The following is a 20829-nucleotide window of genomic DNA, read 5'->3' on the forward strand; positions in this document are numbered from 1 at the left end:
GGCATGGCGAGAAAGTGCATTTCGCAGTCGCAAGAGAAATTGAACTTCCTGTGACAAGAAGTTAAGAATTTTCTTCGCGGGTGCAGCATGCCCGCGTCTGAACGTGGAGGAAACCGTTTTGCCCATTTCCAAGATACTCGTTGCCAACCGCTCTGAAATAGCCATTCGCGTGTTCCGCGCGGCCAACGAGCTTGGAATAAAAACGGTGGCAATGTGGGCGGAGGAAGACAAGCTGGCGCTGCACCGCTTCAAGGCGGACGAGAGCTATCAGGTCGGCCGCGGCCCGCATCTGGCCCGCGATCTCGGCCCGATCGAAAGCTACCTGTCGATCGACGAGGTGATCCGCGTCGCCAAGCTTTCCGGCGCCGACGCCATTCATCCCGGCTACGGCCTCTTGTCGGAAAGCCCCGAATTCGTCGATGCCTGCAACAAGGCCGGCATCATTTTCATCGGCCCGAAGGGCGATACGATGCGCCAGCTCGGCAACAAGGTCGCCGCGCGCAACCTGGCGATCTCGGTCGGCGTGCCGGTCGTGCCGGCGACCGAGCCGCTGCCGGACGATATGGCCGAAGTGGCGAAGATGGCCGAAGAGATCGGCTATCCCGTCATGCTCAAGGCTTCGTGGGGCGGCGGCGGCCGTGGCATGCGCGCCATCCGCGATCCGAAGGATCTCGCCCGCGAGGTGACCGAAGCCAAGCGCGAGGCGATGGCCGCCTTCGGCAAGGACGAGGTCTATCTGGAAAAGCTGGTCGAGCGTGCCCGCCATGTCGAAAGCCAGATCCTCGGCGACACGCACGGCAATGTCGTGCATCTCTTCGAGCGTGACTGCTCGATCCAGCGCCGCAACCAGAAGGTCGTCGAGCGCGCGCCGGCACCCTATCTCTCGGAAGCGCAGCGCCAGGAGCTTGCCGCCTATTCGCTGAAGATCGCGGCGGCGACCAATTATATCGGCGCCGGCACCGTCGAATATCTGATGGATGCCGATACCGGCAAATTCTACTTCATCGAGGTCAATCCGCGCATCCAGGTCGAGCATACGGTGACTGAAGTCGTCACCGGCATCGATATCGTCAAGGCGCAGATCCATATCCTCGATGGCGCCGCGATCGGCACGCCGGAATCCGGCGTCCCCGCTCAGGCCGACATCCGGCTCAACGGCCATGCGCTGCAGTGCCGCATCACCACAGAAGATCCCGAGCACAATTTCATTCCGGATTACGGCCGCATCACCGCCTATCGTTCGGCGTCCGGCTTCGGCATTCGTCTCGACGGCGGCACCTCCTATTCCGGCGCCATCATCACCCGCTATTACGATCCGCTGCTCGTCAAGGTGACGGCCTGGGCGCCGAACCCGTCCGAAGCGATCAGCCGTATGGACCGCGCGTTGCGCGAATTCCGCATCCGCGGTGTGGCCACCAATCTGACTTTCCTCGAAGCGATCATCGGTCACCCCAAGTTCCGCGACAACAGTTACACCACCCGCTTCATCGACACGACGCCGGAGCTCTTCCAGCAGGTCAAGCGCCAGGACCGCGCCACGAAGCTGCTCACCTATCTCGCCGACGTCACCGTCAACGGCCATCCCGAGGCCAAGGACAGGCCGCGACCGCTTGATAACGCCGCCCAGCCGGTGGTGCCCTATTCCAACGGCAACGGGGTGAAGGACGGCACGAAGCAGCTTCTCGACACGCTCGGGCCGAAGAAATTCGGCGAATGGATGCGCAACGAGAAGCGCGTGCTTCTGACCGATACGACGATGCGCGACGGCCACCAGTCGCTGCTCGCGACCCGCATGCGCACCTATGACATCGCCCGCATCGCCGGCACCTATGCGCATGCGCTGCCGAACCTCTTGTCGCTCGAATGCTGGGGCGGCGCCACCTTTGACGTCTCGATGCGCTTCCTGACCGAAGATCCGTGGGAGCGGCTGGCGCTGATCCGCGAGGGGGCGCCGAACCTGCTGCTGCAGATGCTGCTGCGCGGCGCCAACGGCGTCGGCTACACCAACTATCCTGACAATGTCGTCAAATACTTCGTCCGCCAGGCGGCCAGGGGCGGCATCGACCTGTTCCGCGTCTTCGACTGCCTGAACTGGGTCGAGAACATGCGGGTGTCGATGGATGCGATCGCCGAAGAGAACAAGCTCTGCGAGGCGGCGATCTGCTATACCGGCGATATCCTCAATTCGGCCCGCCCGAAATACGACCTGAAATACTATACCGACCTTGCCGTCGAGCTCGAGAAGGCCGGCGCCCATATCATCGCAGTCAAGGATATGGCGGGTCTGTTGAAGCCGGCGGCGGCGAAGGTGCTGTTCAAGGCGCTGCGCGAAGCGACCGGCCTGCCGATCCACTTCCACACGCATGACACATCGGGCATTGCCGCCGCGACCGTTCTTGCCGCCGTCGAAGCCGGCGTCGATGCCGTCGATGCGGCGATGGATGCGCTTTCCGGCAATACCTCGCAGCCCTGTCTCGGCTCGATCGTCGAGGCGCTCTCCGGCTCCGAGCGCGATCCGGGCCTCGATCCGGAATGGATCCGCCGCATCTCCTTCTATTGGGAAGCGGCGCGTAACCAGTATGCCGCCTTCGAAAGCGACCTCAAGGGTCCGGCCTCGGAAGTCTATCTCCATGAAATGCCGGGCGGCCAGTTCACTAACCTCAAGGAGCAGGCCCGCTCGCTCGGTCTCGAGACCCGCTGGCATCAGGTGGCGCAGGCCTATGCCGACGCCAACCAGATGTTCGGCGATATCGTCAAGGTGACGCCGTCGTCCAAGGTGGTCGGCGACATGGCGCTGATGATGGTGTCCCAGGATCTGACGGTCGCCGACGTCGTCAGCCCCGAGCGCGAAATCTCCTTCCCGGAATCGGTGGTGTCGATGCTGAAGGGCGATCTCGGGCAGCCGCCGTCGGGATGGCCGGCAGCGCTGCAGAAGAAGGCGCTGAAGGGCGAAAAGCCCTATACAGTGCGGCCCGGCTCGCTGCTGAAGGAAGCCGATCTCGATGCCGAGCGCAAGGTCATCGAGACCAAGCTGGAGCGCGAGGTCAGTGACTTCGAATTCGCTTCCTATCTGATGTATCCGAAGGTCTTCACCGACTTTGCGCTCGCCTCCGATACCTACGGTCCGGTCTCGGTGCTGCCGACGCCTGCTTATTTCTACGGGCTGGCCGATGGCGAGGAGCTGTTTGCCGATATCGAACGAGGCAAGACCCTCGTCATCGTCAATCAGGCGATGAGCGCCACCGACAGCCAGGGCATGGTCACCGTCTTCTTCGAGCTCAATGGCCAGCCGCGCCGCATCAAGGTGCCGGACCGAGCCCATGGGGCGACGGGTGCGGCGGTGCGCCGCAAGGCCGAGCCCGGCAATGCAGCCCATGTCGGCGCGCCGATGCCGGGCGTCATCAGCCGCGTCTTCGCCTCATCAGGCCAGACCGTCAGCGCCGGCGACGTGCTCGTCTCCATCGAGGCAATGAAGATGGAAACTGCGATCCATGCGGAAAAGGACGGCACGATCTCGGAAGTTCTCGTCAAAGCCGGCGACCAGATCGATGCGAAGGATCTGCTCGTCGTCTACGGCGGATAAACAGTTGGGCTGCCGGAGCGATCGAAGCCGCTCCGGCAGCCAACGGTCGCCGATCACTCGATTGTGTGCGTTCGGCTGATCGGAATAATGGAACTTTCCTTCTTTTCCTTGCCTCGCCCGGCTTGCCCGGCATGCTGCTAATTTCCTAGAAATGGCTGGCGCATAAACCCAAGGCTATGCGCCATTTCAAAGCGAGGAGTATATCGCGTCCGATCGGCCGCGGCGCTCCAGCAAACCCGCCATTCAACAGGAAAGAACCCCATGAGCCAGTTGAAAATCGCCGTCATCGTCGGAAGCACGCGTATCGGCCGCTTCGCCGAGCATCCCGCTCAATGGATCGCCGGCATTGCCAAGGAGCGTTCCGAGCTTGCCGTCGAGGTGCTTGATCTCCGCGATTATCCGCTGCCGTTCTTCGGCGAAGCTCGCGCGACCGAGGCGGAAAACGAGACGGCCGAGCGCTGGAAGAAGAAACTGCGCGAATTCGACGGCTACATCTTTACTGCCGCAGAATATAATCATGCGCCGACCGCGGTCCTGAAGAACGCCATCGATCTCGGCGAATTCATCCACAAGCCGGTCGCCTTCGTCGGTTACGGCGGCGTCGGCGGCGCGCGTGCCGTCGAGCATCTCAGGCTGATCTTCGTGGAAATGGCGGCCGCTTCGGTAAAAACGGGCGTGCACATCGCCTTCAGCGAATATCTGAGCGTGCTCAAGGAAGGCAAAAGCCTCAGCGACTACCCGCACCTCAACGAGGCGGCCAAAAACCAGCTCGACCAGCTCATCTGGTGGGGCAATGCGCTCAAGGCGGCGCGCTCGGTCGTTACCGCGGCCTGAGGCAGATCACACGGAAGCGTCTCACGTGAATTACGATTCACGTGAGAAATTTCAGATATCGTAGGTATGGGCAGCGTTAATCGTCGAGATGAAGCGCTTGGTGCGTTCGCGCTGCGGCGCGCTGAAGATCGCCTTGGCGCTGCCGGTTTCCACCACGCTGCCGGCTTCCAGGAAGACGACGTCATTGGCGATCTTCGAGGCGAGCCGCAGATCATGGGTCGCCATGACCATCGTGGTGCCTTCGCGGGCAAGCTGGCCCAGAACATCGACGACCTCGGCCGAAAGTTCCGGATCGAGCGCCGAGGTTGGCTCATCGCAGAGAAGTACGCGCGGCGACGGCGCCAGCGCCCGGGCAATCGCGACGCGTTGCTGCTGGCCGCCCGAGAGCGTCGAGGGCCAGGCATCGGTCTTGTGCGCCATGCCGACCTTGGTCAAAAGCTCCATGGCGCGGTCGCGTGCTTTCTCCTTCGGCCATTTCAGCACCGTGACGAGGCCTTCCATGACGTTCTCGATCGCGGTTTGATGCGGGAAAAGCTGGAAATTCTGGAAGACCATGCCGGTCTGGCGGCGGATCTTCTGGATCGCCGGCCAGCTCGTTCTTTTACCGGGCGCGAAGGAAAGAGTCTCCTCGCCAAGGCGGATCGTGCCCGCCGTCGGGATTTCGAGCAGGTTGATGCAGCGCAGCAGCGTGCTCTTGCCCCCGCCGGATGGTCCGACCAGGGCGGTGACGCTGCCCTCGGGAATGCGGATGCTGATGTCCTTCAGGATGACGGCGTCGCCGAAGCGCTTTTCGATGTTGGAAAGCTCGATCATGCATTTGCCTCCAGCATGCCGCCGTAACGTGCGAAGCGGCGCTCCAGGCGCACCTGCAACTGCGAAAGAATCGAGCTCAGGACGAGATAGATGAGTGCCGCTTCGATATAGAGGATCAGCGGCTCATAGGTCGTGGCGACGATGCGCTGCGCTGCCTGGAAGAGTTCCGGCACGGTGATGGCGGCGGCCAGCGAAGTATCCTTGACCAGCGAGATGAAGGTATTCGACAGCGGCGGCACGGCGACGCGGGCGGCCTGCGGCAGGATCGTGCGGCTCATTGCCTGACGCCAGCTCATGCCGATCGAATAGGCGGCTTCCCATTGGCCCTTCGGCACGGAGGAGATGACGGCGCGGATGATCTCGGAGCTGTAGGCGCCGATATTCAGGGTGAAGCCGATGAGGGCGGCGGGAAAAGCGTCGAGCAGGATGCCGGCGCTCGGCAGGCCGTAGAAGATCACGAAGAGCTGGACGAGCAGCGGCGTGCCGCGGATGACCCAGACATAGAAGCGGGCGACGGCGGCGACGGGCGCTGGCCCGAAAAGGCGGGCAATCGCGGTGATCAGCCCGAGGATCAGGCCGAAGGCGAAGGACAGCAGCGTGAGGGGGATGGTGAAGATTAATCCCGCCCAAAGGAGCGAGGGGAGCGATTCCGCCATCAGTTGGAGCCAGTGCGGCAAGGGGTAATCCCTCTCGTGGGTTGGTGCGTTCGAGGTTTACCCCTCCCCAACCCCTCCCCACAAGGGGGAAGGGCCTTTGGGTGGAGTGGGACTTACTTCGAAACGTCCTGGCCGAAATACTTGTCGGCGATCTTCTTGTAAGTGCCGTCGGCCTTGATGTCGGCGAGCGCCTTGTTGATTTCGGCCAGAAGCTCCGGCTCGTTCTTGCGGATGATGATGCCGGAATAATCGGCATTCTCCTGCTCGGCGGCGATTTTCACCGGCGCGTCCGGCTTGTGCTTCTTGAAATCGAGGAAGGACAGGCTGTCATTGATCGTCGCGTCGGCGCGCTTGGTCAGCACGAGCTGGATCGACTGGTCGAAGCCATCGGTGCCGACGAGTTCGGCGCCGGCTTCGGTTGCGAGCTTGCCGAAGTTGCTGGTCAGCGACTGGGCGGACTTCTTGCCCTTGAGGTCGGCGAAGGTCTTGATGCTGTCTTCGCCTTCGCGAACGATCAGCACCGCCTTGGAAGCGATATAGGGCTCGGAGAAATCATATTTCTGCTTGCGGGCTTCGGTGATGCCGACCTGGTTGATGACCGTGTCGTAGCGCTTGGCGTCGAGGCCGGCGATCAGCCCGTCCCACTTGCCTTCGACGAATTCGGCCTTGACGCCGAGCTTGGCGGCAATGGCTTCGCCGATCTCGACATCGAAGCCGACGAGCTTGCCGCTTTCGTCGTGGTAGGTGAAGGGCGCATAGGTGCCTTCGGTGCCGATCTTGAAGACTCCGGCCGATTTGATGGCCGCAAGGTTTTCGCCGGCATGGGCAGGCAGGAGGGCCGCAGCCTGAATGAGGGCAGCGGCGGCGACGGTTTTCAACCAGTTCATTGTTCTATCCATCCTTGGGAGGTTGTGATCGGATGAGGGATACTTTGCAGAAAACTAGGGCGGCGAAAGCGAAGAAAACTGCGAATAAAAGCAGCAACCGCAAATATTTTTCTCATGCTGCGCCCCAAGCCATGAATCCTGCAGAAACGGGCATCATGCGGTAATGCGGCGGCGCAATCTTTCGGTGACGATGATGATCAATCCGGCGCCGAGGATCATGGCCGCGCCGGCGACGACATTCGGCGTCGGCATATCGGCCCAGATCAGATGGCCGAGCAGGAAGGCCCAGACGAGGGAGGTGTATTCGAACGGCGCAAGCACGGAGACGGGCGCCAGGCGCATGCCCTCGAAGAGAGCGAATTGCGCCGCGCCGGCGACGACGCCGATGGCGATGAGAAGCGCCAGCTGTGTTATATCAGGGGTCTTCCAGGTGTAGAGGACGGCAACGCCCGTCATCGCAAGGAAGAAGATATTGGAAACGGCAAGCTGGACGACGGTCTTCTCATGCAGGGAGGTCTTGCGCAGCAGCACCATGGCGGCAGCCCAGAGGACGGCCGCCTGCAGCGCCAGATAGACCGGCCAGGAAATCGCCAGGCCAACGGGATTGCAGGCGATCATCACGCCGACGAAACCGACGCCGACGGCAAGCCAGCGCGCCGGCGTAACTTCTTCCTTCAGGATGAGCCAGGCAAGCACTGTGCCGACGACGGGCGCCGCATAATAAAGCGTGGTGACCTCGGCAAGCTGCAGACGGCTTGCAGCGGAATAATAGGAAAGCCAGGCACAGAGGAGAAGAACGCTGCGCGCGATCATCGGCTTGATGATCGGCGATGTCATGACCTGGCGGGCCAGCCTGCCGCGGCCGTAGGCCAGGCAACCGAGAAGGATCGTGAGGCTGCGGAAAAACAGGATCTGCCAGACCGGAATGCTTGAAGTCAGGATCTTGATGATCGCATCATGAAAAGTGAACGCCATATAGGCGGCGCTCGTGAGCAGAATGCCCAGGCTGACGGAGTTTTTCACGGGGAATGCACCAGGGTGGCGGATAGGCCGGCGGGAATCGGGGAATGCCCTTATCGGTATTCCCGGCCTTTGTACTGGTCAATAGCCATAATCGCTGCGGTGGCGGGTTTGTTTCATAACGTCAGAAAACGTGTGATCGTGCATATTGCCTGCACGATCGTAAGTGTTTATGCACGGTTTCATTATTTCAGCTGTTGAGCCGGTAGAAACATGCAGGATTTTCTGTTGCGAGAGCGCCAAGGTGTGATTTCCGAGAGGCTGCGGCTGAACGGCCGCGTGCTGGCGGCGGAACTGGCGCTTGAATTCGGCGTCTCCGAGGACACGGTGCGGCGCGACCTGCGCGAGATGGCGGCGGCAGGGCTTTGCGAACGGGTCTATGGCGGCGCATTGCCGGTATCGCCGGCGCATGGAAGCCTGACGCAGCGCATGGGATTTGCCGCCGACCGCAAACAGGCGCTGGCCCGCGCCGCGGCACAGCAGATCGCTGCCGGTTCGTGCGTGTTCTTCGATGCCGGCAGTACCAATCTGGCGATCGCCAATGCATTGCCGGGCGAACTGGAACTGACGGCCGCGACGAATGCGCCGGTGATTGCCGCAGCGCTGATCGACAAGCCTGCCGTCAACGTCATCCTGATCGGCGGCATGGTGGATCGGCAGACGGGCGGCGCGCTCGGCGCCAAAGCCTTGCGCGATATGGAGCAAATTTCACCCGATCTCTGCATTCTCGGCGCCTGCGGCGTCGACCTGGAAGCCGGGATCACGGCTTTCGGCTTCGAAGATGCGGAATTCAAGCGGTTTGCGGCATCCAGGAGCAGAAAAGTGCTGGCGGCGGTGACCTCCGAGAAATTCGGCACGGCTGCGCCACATAGCATCCTGCCGATCGCACATTGCGAATGCCTCGTCGTCGAGCACGATGCTGATCCGGCCATCCTTGCGGGCTATCGCGAGCGTGGATGCAGGACCGTCATCGCCGAGCAAATGAACTGAGACGCTGTCATAGAGTTTAGGAAAACCGGGTGCATACAAACCCGGCAAAGAGGAAAGACCGAGAAATGGACAGTCATGTGAGTGCACCGCGGGGAGCCAGGAGCGGCTTCATTACCAGAAGCAGGGCCGCGGTTTTCCTGCTCTTTCTCATGAACGGCTTCGTCGTCGGCTGCTGGGCGCCCAAGATCCCCGATTTCGCCGACCGTCTCGGGCTGACCAAGTTCGAACTCGGGCTGATGATCCTGATCTTCGGTGTCGGCTCTCTGGTGATGATGCCGATCGCCGGTGCGCAGATTGCCAAACACGGCTCGCGTGTCGTCGTTCGGGCAACGGCCGTCTGCGTGCTGCCGCTGCTCCTGGCGTTGACGCTCGCCCCGAACGTGATCACCGGGGCGATCGCGCTCTTCCTGTTCGGCGGCTTCATCGGCGCGATGGATGTGGCGATGAATGCCAATGCGGTTTCGGTCGAAAAATCCATGCGCCGCGCCATCATGTCGTCCTGCCACGCTTTCTGGAGCCTTGGCGGCCTGATCGGCTCGGGCCTCGGCGGCATCGTGATCTCCAAGCTCGGCATCCTCGGCCATGCGCAGCTGGCAACGGTGCTGGCCGCGATCTTTCTTGCCGTCGCCTGGCCGATGATTCTCGCCGATCCGCCGCATCCCGATGCCAAGAAGGAAAAGACCAAGCTGCCGATGGTGCCGCTGCCATGGCTGCTGGGCCTGATGGCACTCTTTTCCATGGTGCCGGAAGGCGCGGTGCTGGATTGGGGCGCGCTCTATCTCCGCCAGGAAATGAATGCGTCGGTCGCGCTTTCCGGTCTCGGTTTTGCAGCCTTTTCGGCGACCATGGCGATTATGCGTTTTGCCGGCGACCTGGTGCGTGACCGTTTGGGCGGCGTCAAGACGCTGCGCATCTGCACGCTGTTTGCCATCGCCGGCATGCTGCTTGCCAGCCTCGCGCCGGACGCGGAGATTGCCATCCTGGGCTTTGCCCTTTGCGGCATCGGCATTTCCAACATGGTGCCGATCGCCTTCTCGGCGGCCGGCAACATTCCCGGCCTCAAGCCCGGCATCGGCATCTCGGTCGTCACGACCATGGGGTATTCCGGCATGCTTGTCGCGCCGTCCGTGATCGGATTCGTCGCGGAGCATATCGGCTTTGCCGTCGTCTTCATGGCGCTGCCGGTGCTGCTGCTGTTCGTACTGGCGTTCTCCAAGCTGGCCCATTATGCCGACGGGGTCTCCGGAGGCGGCCACTGAGCGGCCTCCAAGCAAAAGTGATATGGGAGGCGGTTGACAAGAAAGCGGTCATGATCCACCTGAAAGGCACTATTTTTAGGGGTGCAAGAGCTCTTCATGTTGTCAGCCGCCGATTTTGATCCGAAACCGCGCCGTGCTTCCGTCGCCGTCGATGTCGGCGGCGTCATCGTCGGCGGCGGTGCGCCGATCGTCGTGCAATCCATGACGAACACGGATACTGCCGATATCGATTCGACCGTGGCGCAGGTTGCGGCGCTCCACCGGGCGGGCTCGGAACTGGTGCGCATCACCGTCGATCGCGACGAGAGTGCGGCCGCCGTGCCGAAGATCCGCGAGCGGCTGCTGCGGCTCGGCATGGATGTGCCGCTGATCGGCGATTTCCACTATATCGGCCACAAGCTGCTTGCCGATCATCCCGCCTGCGCCGAGGCGCTGGCGAAATACCGCATCAATCCCGGCAATGTCGGCTTCAAGGACAAGAAGGACAAGCAGTTCGCCGAGATCATCGAGATGGCGATCCGCTATGACAAGCCGGTGCGCATCGGCGTCAACTGGGGCTCGCTCGACCAGGATCTGTTGACGGCGCTGATGGACCAGAACGCCGAAGCCGGTTCGCCGCTTTCGGCCCGGCAGGTGACGCGCGAGGCGATCGTGCAGTCGGCGCTGCTTTCGGCCGCCCTTGCCGAAGAGATCGGCCTGCCGCGCAACCGCATCATCCTGTCGGCCAAAGTCAGCCAGGTGCAGGATCTTATCGCCGTCAATTCCATGCTCGCCGACCGTTCCAATCATGCGCTGCATCTCGGCCTGACCGAAGCCGGCATGGGCACCAAGGGCGTCGTCGCCTCGTCGGCGGCGATGGGCTTCGTGCTGCAACATGGCATTGGCGATACGATCCGTGTCTCTCTGACCCCCGAGCCGAACGGCGATCGCACGCGTGAGGTCCAGGTGGCGCAGGAAATCCTGCAGGTCATGGGCTTTCGTCAGTTCGTGCCCGTCGTTGCCGCCTGTCCCGGCTGCGGCCGCACGACCTCGACGGTGTTCCAGGAACTCGCCCAGAACATTCAGAACGATATCCGCAAGAACATGCCGGTCTGGCGCGAGAAGTATCCCGGTGTCGAGGCGCTGAACGTCGCCGTCATGGGCTGCATCGTCAACGGGCCGGGCGAAAGCAAACATGCCGATATCGGCATTTCGCTTCCCGGCACCGGCGAGACGCCGGCCGCGCCCGTATTCATCGATGGCAAGAAGGCGCTGACGCTGCGCGGGCCGAATATCGCTTCCGATTTCGAGGCGCTTGTCATCGATTATATCGAGAAGCGTTTCGGCCGGCGGACGGCCGCGGAATGAAGATCCGCGAGATCAGATGAGCCGGTACTGGTCTGATATCGTCAGCACGCTTCGGCCCTATGTCGCGGGGGAGCAGCCCCGCATCCCCGGCCTCGTCAAGCTCAATACCAACGAGAATCCCTACGGGCCTTCGCCGAAGGCGTTGGAAGCGATCCGGCAAGCGGCGGACGATCGCCTGCGGCTCTATCCCGATCCCGCCGCCACCGAATTGCGCGAAACGATCGCGGCGCGTTTTGGGCTCGCGGCGGAAGAAGTCTTCGTCGGCAACGGCTCGGACGAGGTTCTCGCTCTCACGTTTCAGGCGCTGCTGAAACATGAGCTGCCGCTCCTTTATCCTGATGTGAGCTACAGCTTCTATCCGACCTATAGCCTGCTATACGAGATCGAAGCGATCGAGGTGCCGGTCGATGAGCAGTTCCGAATCCGGCTGTCGGACTACGATAGGCCGTGCGGCGCGATCATCCTTCCCAATCCGAATGCGCCGACCGGTACCGGCCTGCCGCTGACCGGGGTAGAGGCGCTTCTTGCCGCCCATCCGGATGCGGTCGTCGTGATAGACGAGGCCTATGTCGATTTCGGCGGTGAAAGCGCCGTGCCGCTGATTTCCAAATATCCAAACCTGCTCGTGGTCCAGACCCTGTCGAAATCCCGTTCCTTCGCGGGTCTGCGGGTCGGCTTCGCGCTGGGGCAGCGGGATCTGATCGAGGCGCTGGTGCGCGTCAAGGACAGTTTCAATTCCTATCCGCTCGATCAGCTGGCGCAGGTCGCCGCCACGGCGGCGATCCGGGACGAAGCCTGGTTCGAGACATGCCGGCGGAAAATCATCGCCAGTCGGGAAAACCTCGTACGCGAGCTCGAAGCGCTGAATTTCGAGGTCCTGCCGTCGCAGGCGAATTTCATTTTCGCAAGGCATGAAAGCCGGTCCGGCGCGGCACTGAACGCCGCGCTGCGGGAGCGCGGCGTCCTCGTCCGGCATTTCGCCAAGCCGCGCATTTCGGAATTCCTGCGCATCAGCATCGGCACGGATGAAGAATGTGCCCGGCTGGTTTCGGCTCTGAAGGAAATATTGATCGCCTGACTTTCCGATCAGCTCTTCCGGTCGGCGATGAAATGCGCCGCTGCGGTGAGGATCGAGGCACGGGCGCCGTAGGGGGCAAGCAGATCCTCGGCATCGCGGACATGCTGGCGGAGTTCGGTCTCGGCCCAATCCATGCCGTGGAGTGCGACCAGCGTTCCCTTGCCGCGGGCCGCATCCTTGCCGGTCGCCTTGCCCATGGTCGCGGCATCCGAGGTCAGGTCGAGAATGTCGTCGGCGAGCTGGAAGGCCAGGCCGATCTTTTCGCCGAAGGCACGCAGGCGGCGGCGATCTTCCGGCGGGTTTCCAGCGATGATGGCGCCGGCTTCGCAGGCGAAGCGGATCAGCGCGCCTGTTTTCATCGCCTGCAGGCGGATGATGCCCGCTTCGTCGGGCGCCTGTTTTTCCGCCGCCAGGTCGAGCGCCTGGCCGCCGGCCATGCCGCCAAGGCCGGCGGCGCGGGCAAGAGCCAGCACCAGCGCCGCTTTGCTTGTATCGGGAAGAGCCGTTTCCGGCGCTGCGATGATGTCGAAGGCGTAGGTCAGCAGGCTGTCGCCGGCAAGGATCGCGGTGGCCTCGTCGAACTTGATATGCACGGTCGGCTTGCCGCGGCGCAGATCGTCATCGTCCATCGCCGGCAGATCGTCATGCACGAGGGAATAACAGTGAACGCATTCGAGTGCTGCGCCAATGCGAAGAGCGGCCTGCGCGTCGCCGCCGAGGAGGGCGGCACTTTCCGTCACAAGGAAGGGGCGCAGCCGTTTGCCGCCGTTCAGCACGGCATAATGCATGGCGCTGCGCAGCGTATCGGGTCGGGCAATTTCATCGGAAAGGGGGCTCGGTGACAGCAACGTGTCGAGCAGCGCCTCGGTCTCGCGGGCGTTCTTGCTGAGCCTCGTTTCGAAGGTGTCCCGGTTCGCGTCCATGGGCGCTGTTTGGCATGGGGCACCGGGGCTTGCAACGGAATTGTCGATGACTGCAGCAAGATTTCCCATGTGCTCTGGCATAAGCGGCTCACAGGCGTTATGAGAACGACAGGGAGCGAAGTGGACTGGGGACATTGGATATAGCGCCGGAGACAGAGGATATCGCCGACATGCCGGCCCGTCGGCGATGGTTCGAAGATCGGCCTGTGCTCAAGCGCATCGTTCTCGGCTTGGTGGCCGTGCTGGTCCTTCCCTACGTCCTGATCTTCCTCTACCTGCTGCCCTTCATCCATCCCGTCTCGACGCTGATGCTGCGCGATCTCCTCTTGCTGCGCGGCTATGACCGCAGATGGGTCTCCCTGGACGAGGTTGCGCCGGTTCTGGTGCAGTCGGTCATGATGTCGGAAGACGGTCAATACTGTTTCCATGGCGGCGTCGACTGGGCCGAGATGCGCATGCTGGTCGAGGATACGCTCAAAGGTCAGGCGACGCGCGGCGGCAGTACGATTCCGATGCAGACGGCGAAAAACCTCTTCCTGTGGAACAGCCGCTCCTTCGTGCGCAAGGCGATGGAGCTTCCGCTCGCCGTCACCACGGATTTCGTCCTGTCGAAACGGCGGCTGATGGAAATCTATCTCAATATCGCCGAATGGGGTCCCGGCATTTACGGCATCGAGGCGGCCGCCCAGCATCATTTCAAGGTGTCGGCCTCGAAGCTGACGCGGCGCCAGGCATCGCTGCTCGCCGTTTCGCTGCCGAACCCGATCGACCGCAATGCCGGTAAGCCGGGACGCGGCCTTCGCCGGCTGGCGGGTGTCATCGAAAGGCGTGCGCAGGGCTCAGGCGATTACATCAAGTGCATCTATGAATGAGATCAGAACTTGTCGTTAGAAGCGGCAGGCGTCATCTGACATTCTTGGTTCTGCCATATGGGCGAATACAGTCCAACCAGAACCCCCGAGTCGCCCATGACCGCCATGACCTTTTCTCCCGAGCTTCTTCTTTATTCGAAGAGGCACAATCCAAATCCGCCCGCCCATCTCGGCAGCCGTTATCGCAAGGCTGCCGGCTTCCTGCCGGAAGCCGGCAATACCATCGTCTGTCATGTCGAGGAGGCGTCGCGGACGCAGGCGGTGCTGATCGAGGCGCGCGAAAAATATCTGGCGATGCCCGAGGCTCCGCAGTTCCTCTTCACGCCGATTTCGAGCCTTCATATGACGCTTTTCGAGGGCATCATCGAGACCAGGCGGCGGCAGGAGTGCTGGCCGCGCGATCTCCCTCTCGATGCGCCGATTGACGACATGACCGCGCTGCTGGCGGCGCGGCTCGAAGGTTTTTCGATGGCGGAGCCTTTCAAGGTCGCCGTCGTCGGAGCCCGCCCGTCAGGCCTGCTGGTCGACGGGGCGACGGAGAACGACCGTCAGATCATGCGCGCCTGGCGCAATGCCTTCGCCGATCTTCTCGGCTATCGCCAGCCGAACCATCTGGATTACAAATTTCACATCACCTTCGCTTATCCGATCGAATGGCTGGAGGATGAAGCCTTGCCGCGCTGGCAGGCGATGCTCGACGCGGTGGCCGCGGATATCCGCCGCAAGGCACCCGTCCTGGAGCTGACGCCGCCGGCATTCTGCGTGTTTGACGACATGAACCATTTCCACGAACTGCTGATTTTCGATATCGACGCCTGAACGGGAGAAGCCCATGAACAGACCGACGCTTTACATCGGCAACAAGAACTATTCGTCCTGGTCGTTCCGGCCATGGATGGCGCTGACGGGCGCCGGCGTCGATTTCGAGGAAATCCTGATCCCCTTCGACTATCCCGGCGGCAATCCGGATATCAAAGCCATCTCGCCGACCGGCCGCGTACCGCTTCTGCAGCATGGCGGATTGAAGATTTGGGAATCGCTGGCGATCATCGAATATGCCGCCGAGCTTCATCCGGATGCCGGCCTCCTGCCCGCTGATCGCGCCGACCGGGCGCTCGCCCGTTCGGTTTCGATGGAGATGCTCTCGAGCTTCCGGGCCTTGCGCAATGCTTGCCCGATGAATATCCGCAGGCCGAAGGGCAAGATCGCGCTGCCGGAAGGCGTCGAAGCCGATGTCGGCCGTATCGAGACGATCTGGCGCGACCTTCTGCAGAAATCCGGCGGTCCGTTTCTTTTCGGCACGTTCAGCGGCGTGGATGCGATGTTCGCGCCTGTCGTCAACCGCTTCGACATCTATGATCTCGTCAGCCAGGATGATACGCTGGCCTATATGAAGACGATGAAGGCGCATCCGGCCTGGCGGAAATGGGAAGAGGCGGCCCGCGCCGAGTCCTGGATTGTCGCGGAAGACGAGGTCTGAGGCTCGATTCGTCGGCTTCGCAAAAAATGCGCATGGGGACTGGTCAAGGCCGCCCCTTGCATGTATAAGCGCGCAAAATTTCCGAAATCGCGACATGTCCGTTTCGGCCGCCAGTCTGGCCGTGGGAATGTTTTGCCCGCAAGTGGAGTAAGAAAAATGGCTGTACCGAAGAGAAAAACGAGCCCGTCCAAGCGCGGCATGCGCCGTTCGGCAGATGCACTGAAGGCTCCGACCTACGTCGAAGACAAGAACTCCGGCGAACTGCGCCGCCCGCACCATATCGACCTGAAGACCGGTATGTATCGCGGCCGCCAGGTTCTGACGCCGAAGGAAAGCGCATAATTTTCCGATCCGGCTCGTCCGATCGTAAAGTTTCAAGGCCGGCGTCACGCCGGCCTTTTGCATTCCGGCGATATAATCTTTGAGGTCACTTGCGGTGAGCCGACGGTTTGCGGCAGTATTCTTCCAGCCGCTAGAACAGGATGATTTTAGGCCCTTTTGGCCTAAAATATGAATCCTGTTCTAAATTAAAGAGTTAGAGCATGATGTCGCCCGAAAACCGCTCACACTTTTCGGCATCATGCTCTAAGGAGATTGCCGATGATTGCCGCAATGCCGCTGATGATTATCCCGTTTATTCTCTACAATCTGGCGATGCTCGGCATGATGGGCGACGGCGGCATTGCAGCGCTGCAGCATGACATTATCGTATTGTCGATGCTATCGGGCGCGATCTGGAGCATGGCGCTCGGCGATCTCTTCATCGTCATAGCGCTTGTGGTTCTGTTCTTCGAAATCCTGAAGGCAACCAGAACCGGCCCCGGCAACCTGCTCAACCACATCTTGTCGATGCTGGTGTTCATCGCCTTCCTGGTCGAGTTTCTGCTCGTCCAGGATGCTGCGACACAGGTATTCTTCATTTTGATGACGATCGCTCTGATCGATGTGATCGGCGGTTTTGCCGTCTCGATCCGAAGCGCCGGGCGGGATGTCTCTATCGGATTATAGGTTGTCGAGCTTGTTCTGAAGGGCGCGAAGCTGTTCCTTCAGTTCGTCGATATCCTTGGCTTCGGCCTTGCGGCTTTCCTTGGCCGGCGGCGTCATGAAGGGCGAGAACATCTGCATCGCCTGCTGAAACAGCTCGGTGTTGCGGCGTACTTGATCCTCGACCATCTGCATCGGCAATTGCAGGTTCTTGCCGAGCGGCGTTTCGCCGAAGGCACGGTTCACCTGTTCGCGCATCTGGGCCTGCTGTTCGGTAAAGGCGCGCATCGAATGTTCGAGGAAGCTCGGCACGACCATCTGCATCTGATCGCCGTAATAGGTGATGAGCTGGCGCAGGAAGGAAATCGGGAGCAGCGTGTTGCCGGTCTTCGATTCCTGCTCGAAGATGATCTGGGTCAGCACCGAATGGGTAATATCATCTCCGCTTTTTGCATCCTGGACGATAAAATCTTCGCCCTTCTTCACCATTTCCGCCAGATCTTCCAGCGTCACATAAGTGCTGGTGCCTGTGTTATACAGGCGGCGATTGGCGTATTTCTTGATGACAATCTGACCCTCATTCTTCGCCATATCAGTCTCCTGAACCCCCGTCTGATTTATGGATGTTCCTCCACCTCAGACTGTAAACGCAAAAGAAGGCCGGTGACAATCTCTTTGTGCGTTGCGGCAAACCTTTAACAGACCAGATGAATCGGCTTTGGTGGCGTGCCGCCGAAAAATGCCGGCGGCCGGTGTTCGCGTTTGACTTGCGCTCAAAGCTTTGCCAGTTTCCACTTATGTAAGTGGGACGAAAAAAGCGAGGAGCCTCCCCATGAGCAATTCATCCATCGTCATCGCCAGCGCAGGCCGGACCGCCGTCGGTTCGTTCAACGGCGCTTTCGCAACGGTCCCTGCACATGAACTCGGCGCGGCCGCGATCAAGGGTGTGCTCGAGCGCGCCGGCGTCGATGCCGGCGAAGTCGATGAGGTCATCCTCGGTCAGGTGCTTGCCGCCGGCGAGGGCCAGAACCCCGCCCGTCAAGCCGCGATGAAGGCCGGCATTCCGAAGGAAGCGACGGCCTGGGGCGTCAACCAGCTCTGCGGCTCAGGCCTGCGCGCCGTCGCGCTCGGCATGCAGCAGATCGCCACCGGCGACGCCAAGATCATCGTTGCCGGCGGCCAGGAATCCATGTCGATGGCGCCGCATGCCATGCACTTGCGCGGCGGCGTCAAGATGGGCGACGCGAAGATGGTCGACACGATGATCAAGGACGGCCTGACCGACGCCTTCCACGGCTACCACATGGGCATCACCGCCGAGAATATCGCGCGCCAGTGGCAGCTGTCGCGTGACGAGCAGGATCAGTTCGCGGTCGCCTCGCAGAACAAGGCGGAGGCGGCACAGAAGGCCGGCCGCTTCAAGGACGAGATCATTCCCTACATCATCCAGACGCGAAAGGGCGATGTGACCGTCGATGCCGACGAATATATCCGCCACGGCGCCACGCTGGAGGCGATGGGCAAGCTGCGCCCGGCCTTCGACAAGGAAGGCACGGTGACAGCCGCCAATGCCTCCGGTCTCAATGACGGTGCTGCCGCCGCAGTGCTGATGAGCGAAACCGAAGCGACGCGCCGCGGCATCCAGCCGCTCGCCCGCATCGTCTCCTGGGCGACGGCCGGCGTCGATCCTTCGATCATGGGCACCGGCCCGATCCCAGCTTCGCGCAAGGCGCTCGAAAAGGCCGGCTGGTCGGTCGGCGACCTCGATCTTGTCGAGGCCAACGAGGCCTTCGCGGCGCAGGCCTGCGCTGTCACCAAGGATCTCGGCTGGGATCCCTCGATCGTCAACGTCAACGGCGGAGCGATCGCGATCGGCCATCCGATCGGCGCTTCCGGCGCGCGTGTTCTCAACACGCTGCTGTTCGAAATGAAGCGCCGCGGCGCGAAGAAGGGCCTTGCCACGCTTTGCATCGGTGGCGGCATGGGTGTCGCCATGTGCTTCGAAGCACTTTAAATAGCATACGATCCGTCATTGATTGAAAAGCCCGCCGGGAGGCGGGCATAGAACAAGGAGAGGGAGCGGAACATGAGCAGAGTGGCAGTGGTCACAGGGGGTACACGCGGCATCGGTGCGGCAATATCCGTGGCGTTGAAAAATGCCGGATACAGGGTTGCCGCCAATTATGCCGGCAACGACGAGAAAGCCAAAGCCTTCCACGAGACCACCGGCGTGCCGGTCTTCAAATGGGATGTTTCGGATTACGCCGCCTGCGGCGAGGGCATCGCCAAGGTCGAAAGCGAGATCGGGCCGGTCGAAATCCTCGTCAACAATGCCGGCATCACCCGCGATGCAATGTTCCACAAGATGACGCCGCAGCAGTGGCATGAGGTGATCAACACCAACCTCACCGGCCTGTTCAACATGACGCACCAGGTCTGGACCGGCATGCGCGACCGCAGCTTCGGCCGCATCATCAACATCTCGTCGATCAACGGCCAGAAGGGCCAGATGGGCCAGGCGAATTATTCCGCCGCCAAGGCCGGCGATCTCGGCTTCACCAAGGCGCTCGCTCAGGAAGGGGCGGCGAAGAACATCACCGTCAACGCCATTTGCCCGGGTTACATCGGCACCGAGATGGTGCTCGCCGTGCCGGAGAAGGTACTGAACGAGCGCATCATCCCGCAGATCCCCGTCGGCCGTCTCGGCGAGCCTGAGGAAATCGCGCGCTGCGTCACCTTCCTCGCCTCCGACGATGCCGGCTTCATCACCGGTTCGACGCTGACGGCCAATGGCGGACAGTTCTTCGTCTAGCGCATGACGGGCTGGGAAAGCCCTCTCTTCGCCATGCCCGGCCTGTCCCCGAGCATCGGCTCCAGTCGATATGCAGCATCCTCGGCCTTCAACTAGGCCGAGGATGCCAGCAGCGAAATGAGTGCGTCTTGCACATCGTCGGTTTGGGAATTTACCGCGCTCAAACCGATCTGCCAGGCATATGCCGGCGTCGGCGATGCTGTGGGCCTCTGATTTGTTTTCACAAAACCTAAGAGCGGCGGCCAGTCTGATGACGCTTCGCGCGCACTTTGACCGGCACTTTCCGCAACGAGCGATCTTCGCCGCGAAGAGCTGAGATCGCCGTTGTCAGGAAAGCCGAGGCGATAAGGACCGCGACGGCGGAGTTCAGAAAAATCTGGGCCATGGAAGCATTCCTTTCAGAGGCACGGGCCGTTTGGCTGCCCCGGACGGCTCTTGCCTGCCCGGGCGGCTTCTGCCTGCCCTTGTGCTCATGAAAGAATATGTGCCCGTGTCGTGACCAGCGGTAGGTTTGACTTTTGCGACCGATCGTCAACGTCCTGTTGACGGAGGCAACCGGCAAAGAAAAACGGGCGCAGAAGCGCCCGTTGGGAGTCCGATATGCTTTTCGCCGATCAGTAGCGGCAACGGGCCTCGTAGCGGCGGCCGTAGCGGTCGCGATAGATGCAGTAGCCGCGGCGTTCGACCGACTGGCCGATGAGGGCGCCGGTCAGACCGCCGGCAACGGCGCCGACTGCGGCACCACCCCAGCTGTTGGTGACGGCGCCACCGATGACCGCGCCGGTGCCGGCGCCGATCGCCGTGCCTTGCTCGGTCGCCGTGCAGGATGCCAAAGCGCCGACGAGCGCGCCAATAAGAACGATCTTCTTCATCATGTCGTAACTCCCCAGGTTAGGTGGGCCTTAGATGCGGCCCATTAGTACAAGGATAATGATAATCACGAGAACTAGCCCCAAACCGCCAGAAGGTCCATAGCCCCAGCCACGGCTGTAACCCCAATTCGGCAAGGCTCCGATCAGGAGCAGAATGAGGATAATAAGAAGTATCGTGCCAAGCATGGTGTGTTTCCTTCATTTCATCCGCAATTTGGATGGATTGAAAACACGTATTGGCGATTTTTGTTCCCGGTTAAGCCAGTAAATGTGGCGGGTTCCAGCTCCCGTTATCTCGAAAACCCATTCATATGGTTAAAAAGATGTTTAAATACAATATGTTGCGGTGAACAAAGGGAGAAAGTCCCGATGTCGCCGATTCGTCAGCGATTCGTTCCGTTTTTGATCGGTACGCCGAT

At 61.4% G+C, this 20829-nt stretch carries 21 protein-coding genes; 13 read left to right on the plus strand and 8 right to left on the minus strand.

Annotation, left to right across the window (positions count from 1 at the left end):
• Positions 1 to 118: 118 nt before the first annotated feature.
• Together pyc and ATY77_RS23780 are read left to right on the plus strand one after the other, a co-directional pair.
• Positions 119 to 3583, plus strand: coding sequence for a pyruvate carboxylase (gene pyc, locus ATY77_RS23775; protein ID WP_088689103.1), 3465 nt, complete (start codon positions 119 to 121; stop codon positions 3581 to 3583).
• Between the two features lie 261 nt (positions 3584 to 3844).
• Entirely contained in the window at positions 3845 to 4417 is a 573-nt protein-coding gene (locus tag ATY77_RS23780) for an NAD(P)H-dependent oxidoreductase (protein ID WP_088689104.1), read from the plus strand.
• A gap of 51 nt (positions 4418 to 4468) precedes the next feature.
• Here the strand turns inward: ATY77_RS23780 and ATY77_RS23785 are convergent, their stop codons facing one another.
• The 4 genes from ATY77_RS23785 to ATY77_RS23800 all read right to left on the minus strand — a co-directional run bounded on the left by ATY77_RS23785 (position 4469) and on the right by ATY77_RS23800 (position 7796).
• A complete protein-coding gene (locus ATY77_RS23785; protein ID WP_088689105.1) occupies positions 4469 to 5230 on the minus strand; it encodes an amino acid ABC transporter ATP-binding protein in 762 nt (253 codons plus the stop codon).
• Positions 5227 to 5907 carry an amino acid ABC transporter permease gene (locus tag ATY77_RS23790; RefSeq protein WP_088677448.1) on the minus strand — a complete coding sequence of 227 codons (681 nt, stop codon included), beginning with the start codon at positions 5905 to 5907 and terminating at the stop codon, positions 5227 to 5229. The genes ATY77_RS23785 and ATY77_RS23790 overlap by 4 nt, the downstream gene beginning before the upstream one ends.
• A 92-nt stretch (positions 5908 to 5999) precedes the next feature.
• On the minus strand, positions 6000 to 6773 hold the full coding sequence (locus tag ATY77_RS23795; protein WP_088677449.1) for an amino acid ABC transporter substrate-binding protein: 774 nt from the start codon (positions 6771 to 6773) through the stop codon (positions 6000 to 6002).
• 153 nt (positions 6774 to 6926) lie between these two features.
• A complete protein-coding gene (locus ATY77_RS23800) occupies positions 6927 to 7796 on the minus strand; it encodes a DMT family transporter (protein ID WP_088689106.1) in 870 nt (289 codons plus the stop codon).
• 210 nt (positions 7797 to 8006) lie between these two features.
• Here ATY77_RS23800 and ATY77_RS23805 point away from each other — a divergent pair, with 210 nt between their 5' ends.
• The 4 genes from ATY77_RS23805 to hisC all read left to right on the plus strand — a co-directional run bounded on the left by ATY77_RS23805 (position 8007) and on the right by hisC (position 12467).
• Complete coding sequence (locus ATY77_RS23805) at positions 8007 to 8783, plus strand: DeoR/GlpR family DNA-binding transcription regulator (protein ID WP_088677451.1); 777 nt, start codon at positions 8007 to 8009, stop codon at positions 8781 to 8783.
• A gap of 65 nt (positions 8784 to 8848) precedes the next feature.
• Positions 8849 to 10042: an MFS transporter gene (locus ATY77_RS23810; RefSeq protein ID WP_088689107.1), complete on the plus strand. Its 1194-nt coding sequence runs from the start codon at positions 8849 to 8851 to the stop codon at positions 10040 to 10042.
• A 96-nt stretch (positions 10043 to 10138) separates the two neighbouring features.
• A complete protein-coding gene (ispG, locus tag ATY77_RS23815; protein ID WP_088677453.1) occupies positions 10139 to 11389 on the plus strand; it encodes a flavodoxin-dependent (E)-4-hydroxy-3-methylbut-2-enyl-diphosphate synthase in 1251 nt (416 codons plus the stop codon).
• A 16-nt stretch (positions 11390 to 11405) separates the two neighbouring features.
• The gene (gene hisC, locus ATY77_RS23820) at positions 11406 to 12467 is read left to right on the plus strand and encodes a histidinol-phosphate transaminase (RefSeq protein WP_088689108.1); all 1062 of its coding nucleotides are present in this window, start codon (positions 11406 to 11408) and stop codon (positions 12465 to 12467) included.
• Between the two features lie 8 nt (positions 12468 to 12475).
• On the opposite strand, the gene ATY77_RS23825 is transcribed toward hisC, so the two are convergent.
• Positions 12476 to 13390: a polyprenyl synthetase family protein gene (locus tag ATY77_RS23825; protein ID WP_088689109.1), complete on the minus strand. Its 915-nt coding sequence runs from the start codon at positions 13388 to 13390 to the stop codon at positions 12476 to 12478.
• Between the two features lie 134 nt (positions 13391 to 13524).
• Here ATY77_RS23825 and mtgA point away from each other — a divergent pair, with 134 nt between their 5' ends.
• The 5 genes from mtgA (at position 13525) to ATY77_RS23850 (ending at position 16750) form a co-directional block, all read left to right on the plus strand.
• Positions 13525 to 14262 carry a monofunctional biosynthetic peptidoglycan transglycosylase gene (gene mtgA / locus ATY77_RS23830; RefSeq protein WP_190237690.1) on the plus strand — a complete coding sequence of 246 codons (738 nt, stop codon included), beginning with the start codon at positions 13525 to 13527 and terminating at the stop codon, positions 14260 to 14262.
• Between the two features lie 96 nt (positions 14263 to 14358).
• Positions 14359 to 15081, plus strand: a complete 723-nt coding sequence (locus ATY77_RS23835) for a DUF1868 domain-containing protein (RefSeq protein WP_088689110.1) — start codon at positions 14359 to 14361, stop codon at positions 15079 to 15081.
• A 13-nt stretch (positions 15082 to 15094) separates the two neighbouring features.
• On the plus strand, positions 15095 to 15742 hold the full coding sequence (locus tag ATY77_RS23840) for a glutathione S-transferase family protein (protein ID WP_088689111.1): 648 nt from the start codon (positions 15095 to 15097) through the stop codon (positions 15740 to 15742).
• A 156-nt stretch (positions 15743 to 15898) separates the two neighbouring features.
• Positions 15899 to 16084, plus strand: a complete 186-nt coding sequence (gene rpmF, locus ATY77_RS23845) for a 50S ribosomal protein L32 (protein ID WP_003543812.1) — start codon at positions 15899 to 15901, stop codon at positions 16082 to 16084.
• Between the two features lie 258 nt (positions 16085 to 16342).
• A complete protein-coding gene (locus ATY77_RS23850; RefSeq protein WP_088689112.1) occupies positions 16343 to 16750 on the plus strand; it encodes a hypothetical protein in 408 nt (135 codons plus the stop codon).
• Here ATY77_RS23850 and phaR read toward each other — a convergent pair.
• Positions 16745 to 17317: a polyhydroxyalkanoate synthesis repressor PhaR gene (gene phaR / locus ATY77_RS23855; protein ID WP_088677459.1), complete on the minus strand. Its 573-nt coding sequence runs from the start codon at positions 17315 to 17317 to the stop codon at positions 16745 to 16747. The two genes, ATY77_RS23850 and phaR, sit on opposite strands and share 6 nt — an antisense overlap.
• A gap of 241 nt (positions 17318 to 17558) precedes the next feature.
• On the opposite strand from phaR, the gene ATY77_RS23860 reads away from it, so the two are divergent.
• On the plus strand, positions 17559 to 18740 hold the full coding sequence (locus tag ATY77_RS23860; protein WP_088689113.1) for an acetyl-CoA C-acetyltransferase: 1182 nt from the start codon (positions 17559 to 17561) through the stop codon (positions 18738 to 18740).
• 72 nt (positions 18741 to 18812) lie between these two features.
• Complete coding sequence (locus ATY77_RS23865; protein WP_088677461.1) at positions 18813 to 19538, plus strand: beta-ketoacyl-ACP reductase; 726 nt, start codon at positions 18813 to 18815, stop codon at positions 19536 to 19538.
• A gap of 614 nt (positions 19539 to 20152) precedes the next feature.
• On the opposite strand, the gene ATY77_RS23870 is transcribed toward ATY77_RS23865, so the two are convergent.
• On the minus strand, positions 20153 to 20413 hold the full coding sequence (locus ATY77_RS23870; RefSeq protein ID WP_009991900.1) for a glycine zipper domain-containing protein: 261 nt from the start codon (positions 20411 to 20413) through the stop codon (positions 20153 to 20155).
• 27 nt (positions 20414 to 20440) lie between these two features.
• Positions 20441 to 20596: a DUF3309 family protein gene (locus ATY77_RS23875; protein ID WP_017962528.1), complete on the minus strand. Its 156-nt coding sequence runs from the start codon at positions 20594 to 20596 to the stop codon at positions 20441 to 20443.
• Between the last annotated feature and the right edge of the window lie 233 nt (positions 20597 to 20829).

The organism is Rhizobium sp. R634, from assembly GCF_002211305.1.
Taxonomy (GTDB): Bacteria; Pseudomonadota; Alphaproteobacteria; order Rhizobiales; family Rhizobiaceae; genus Rhizobium.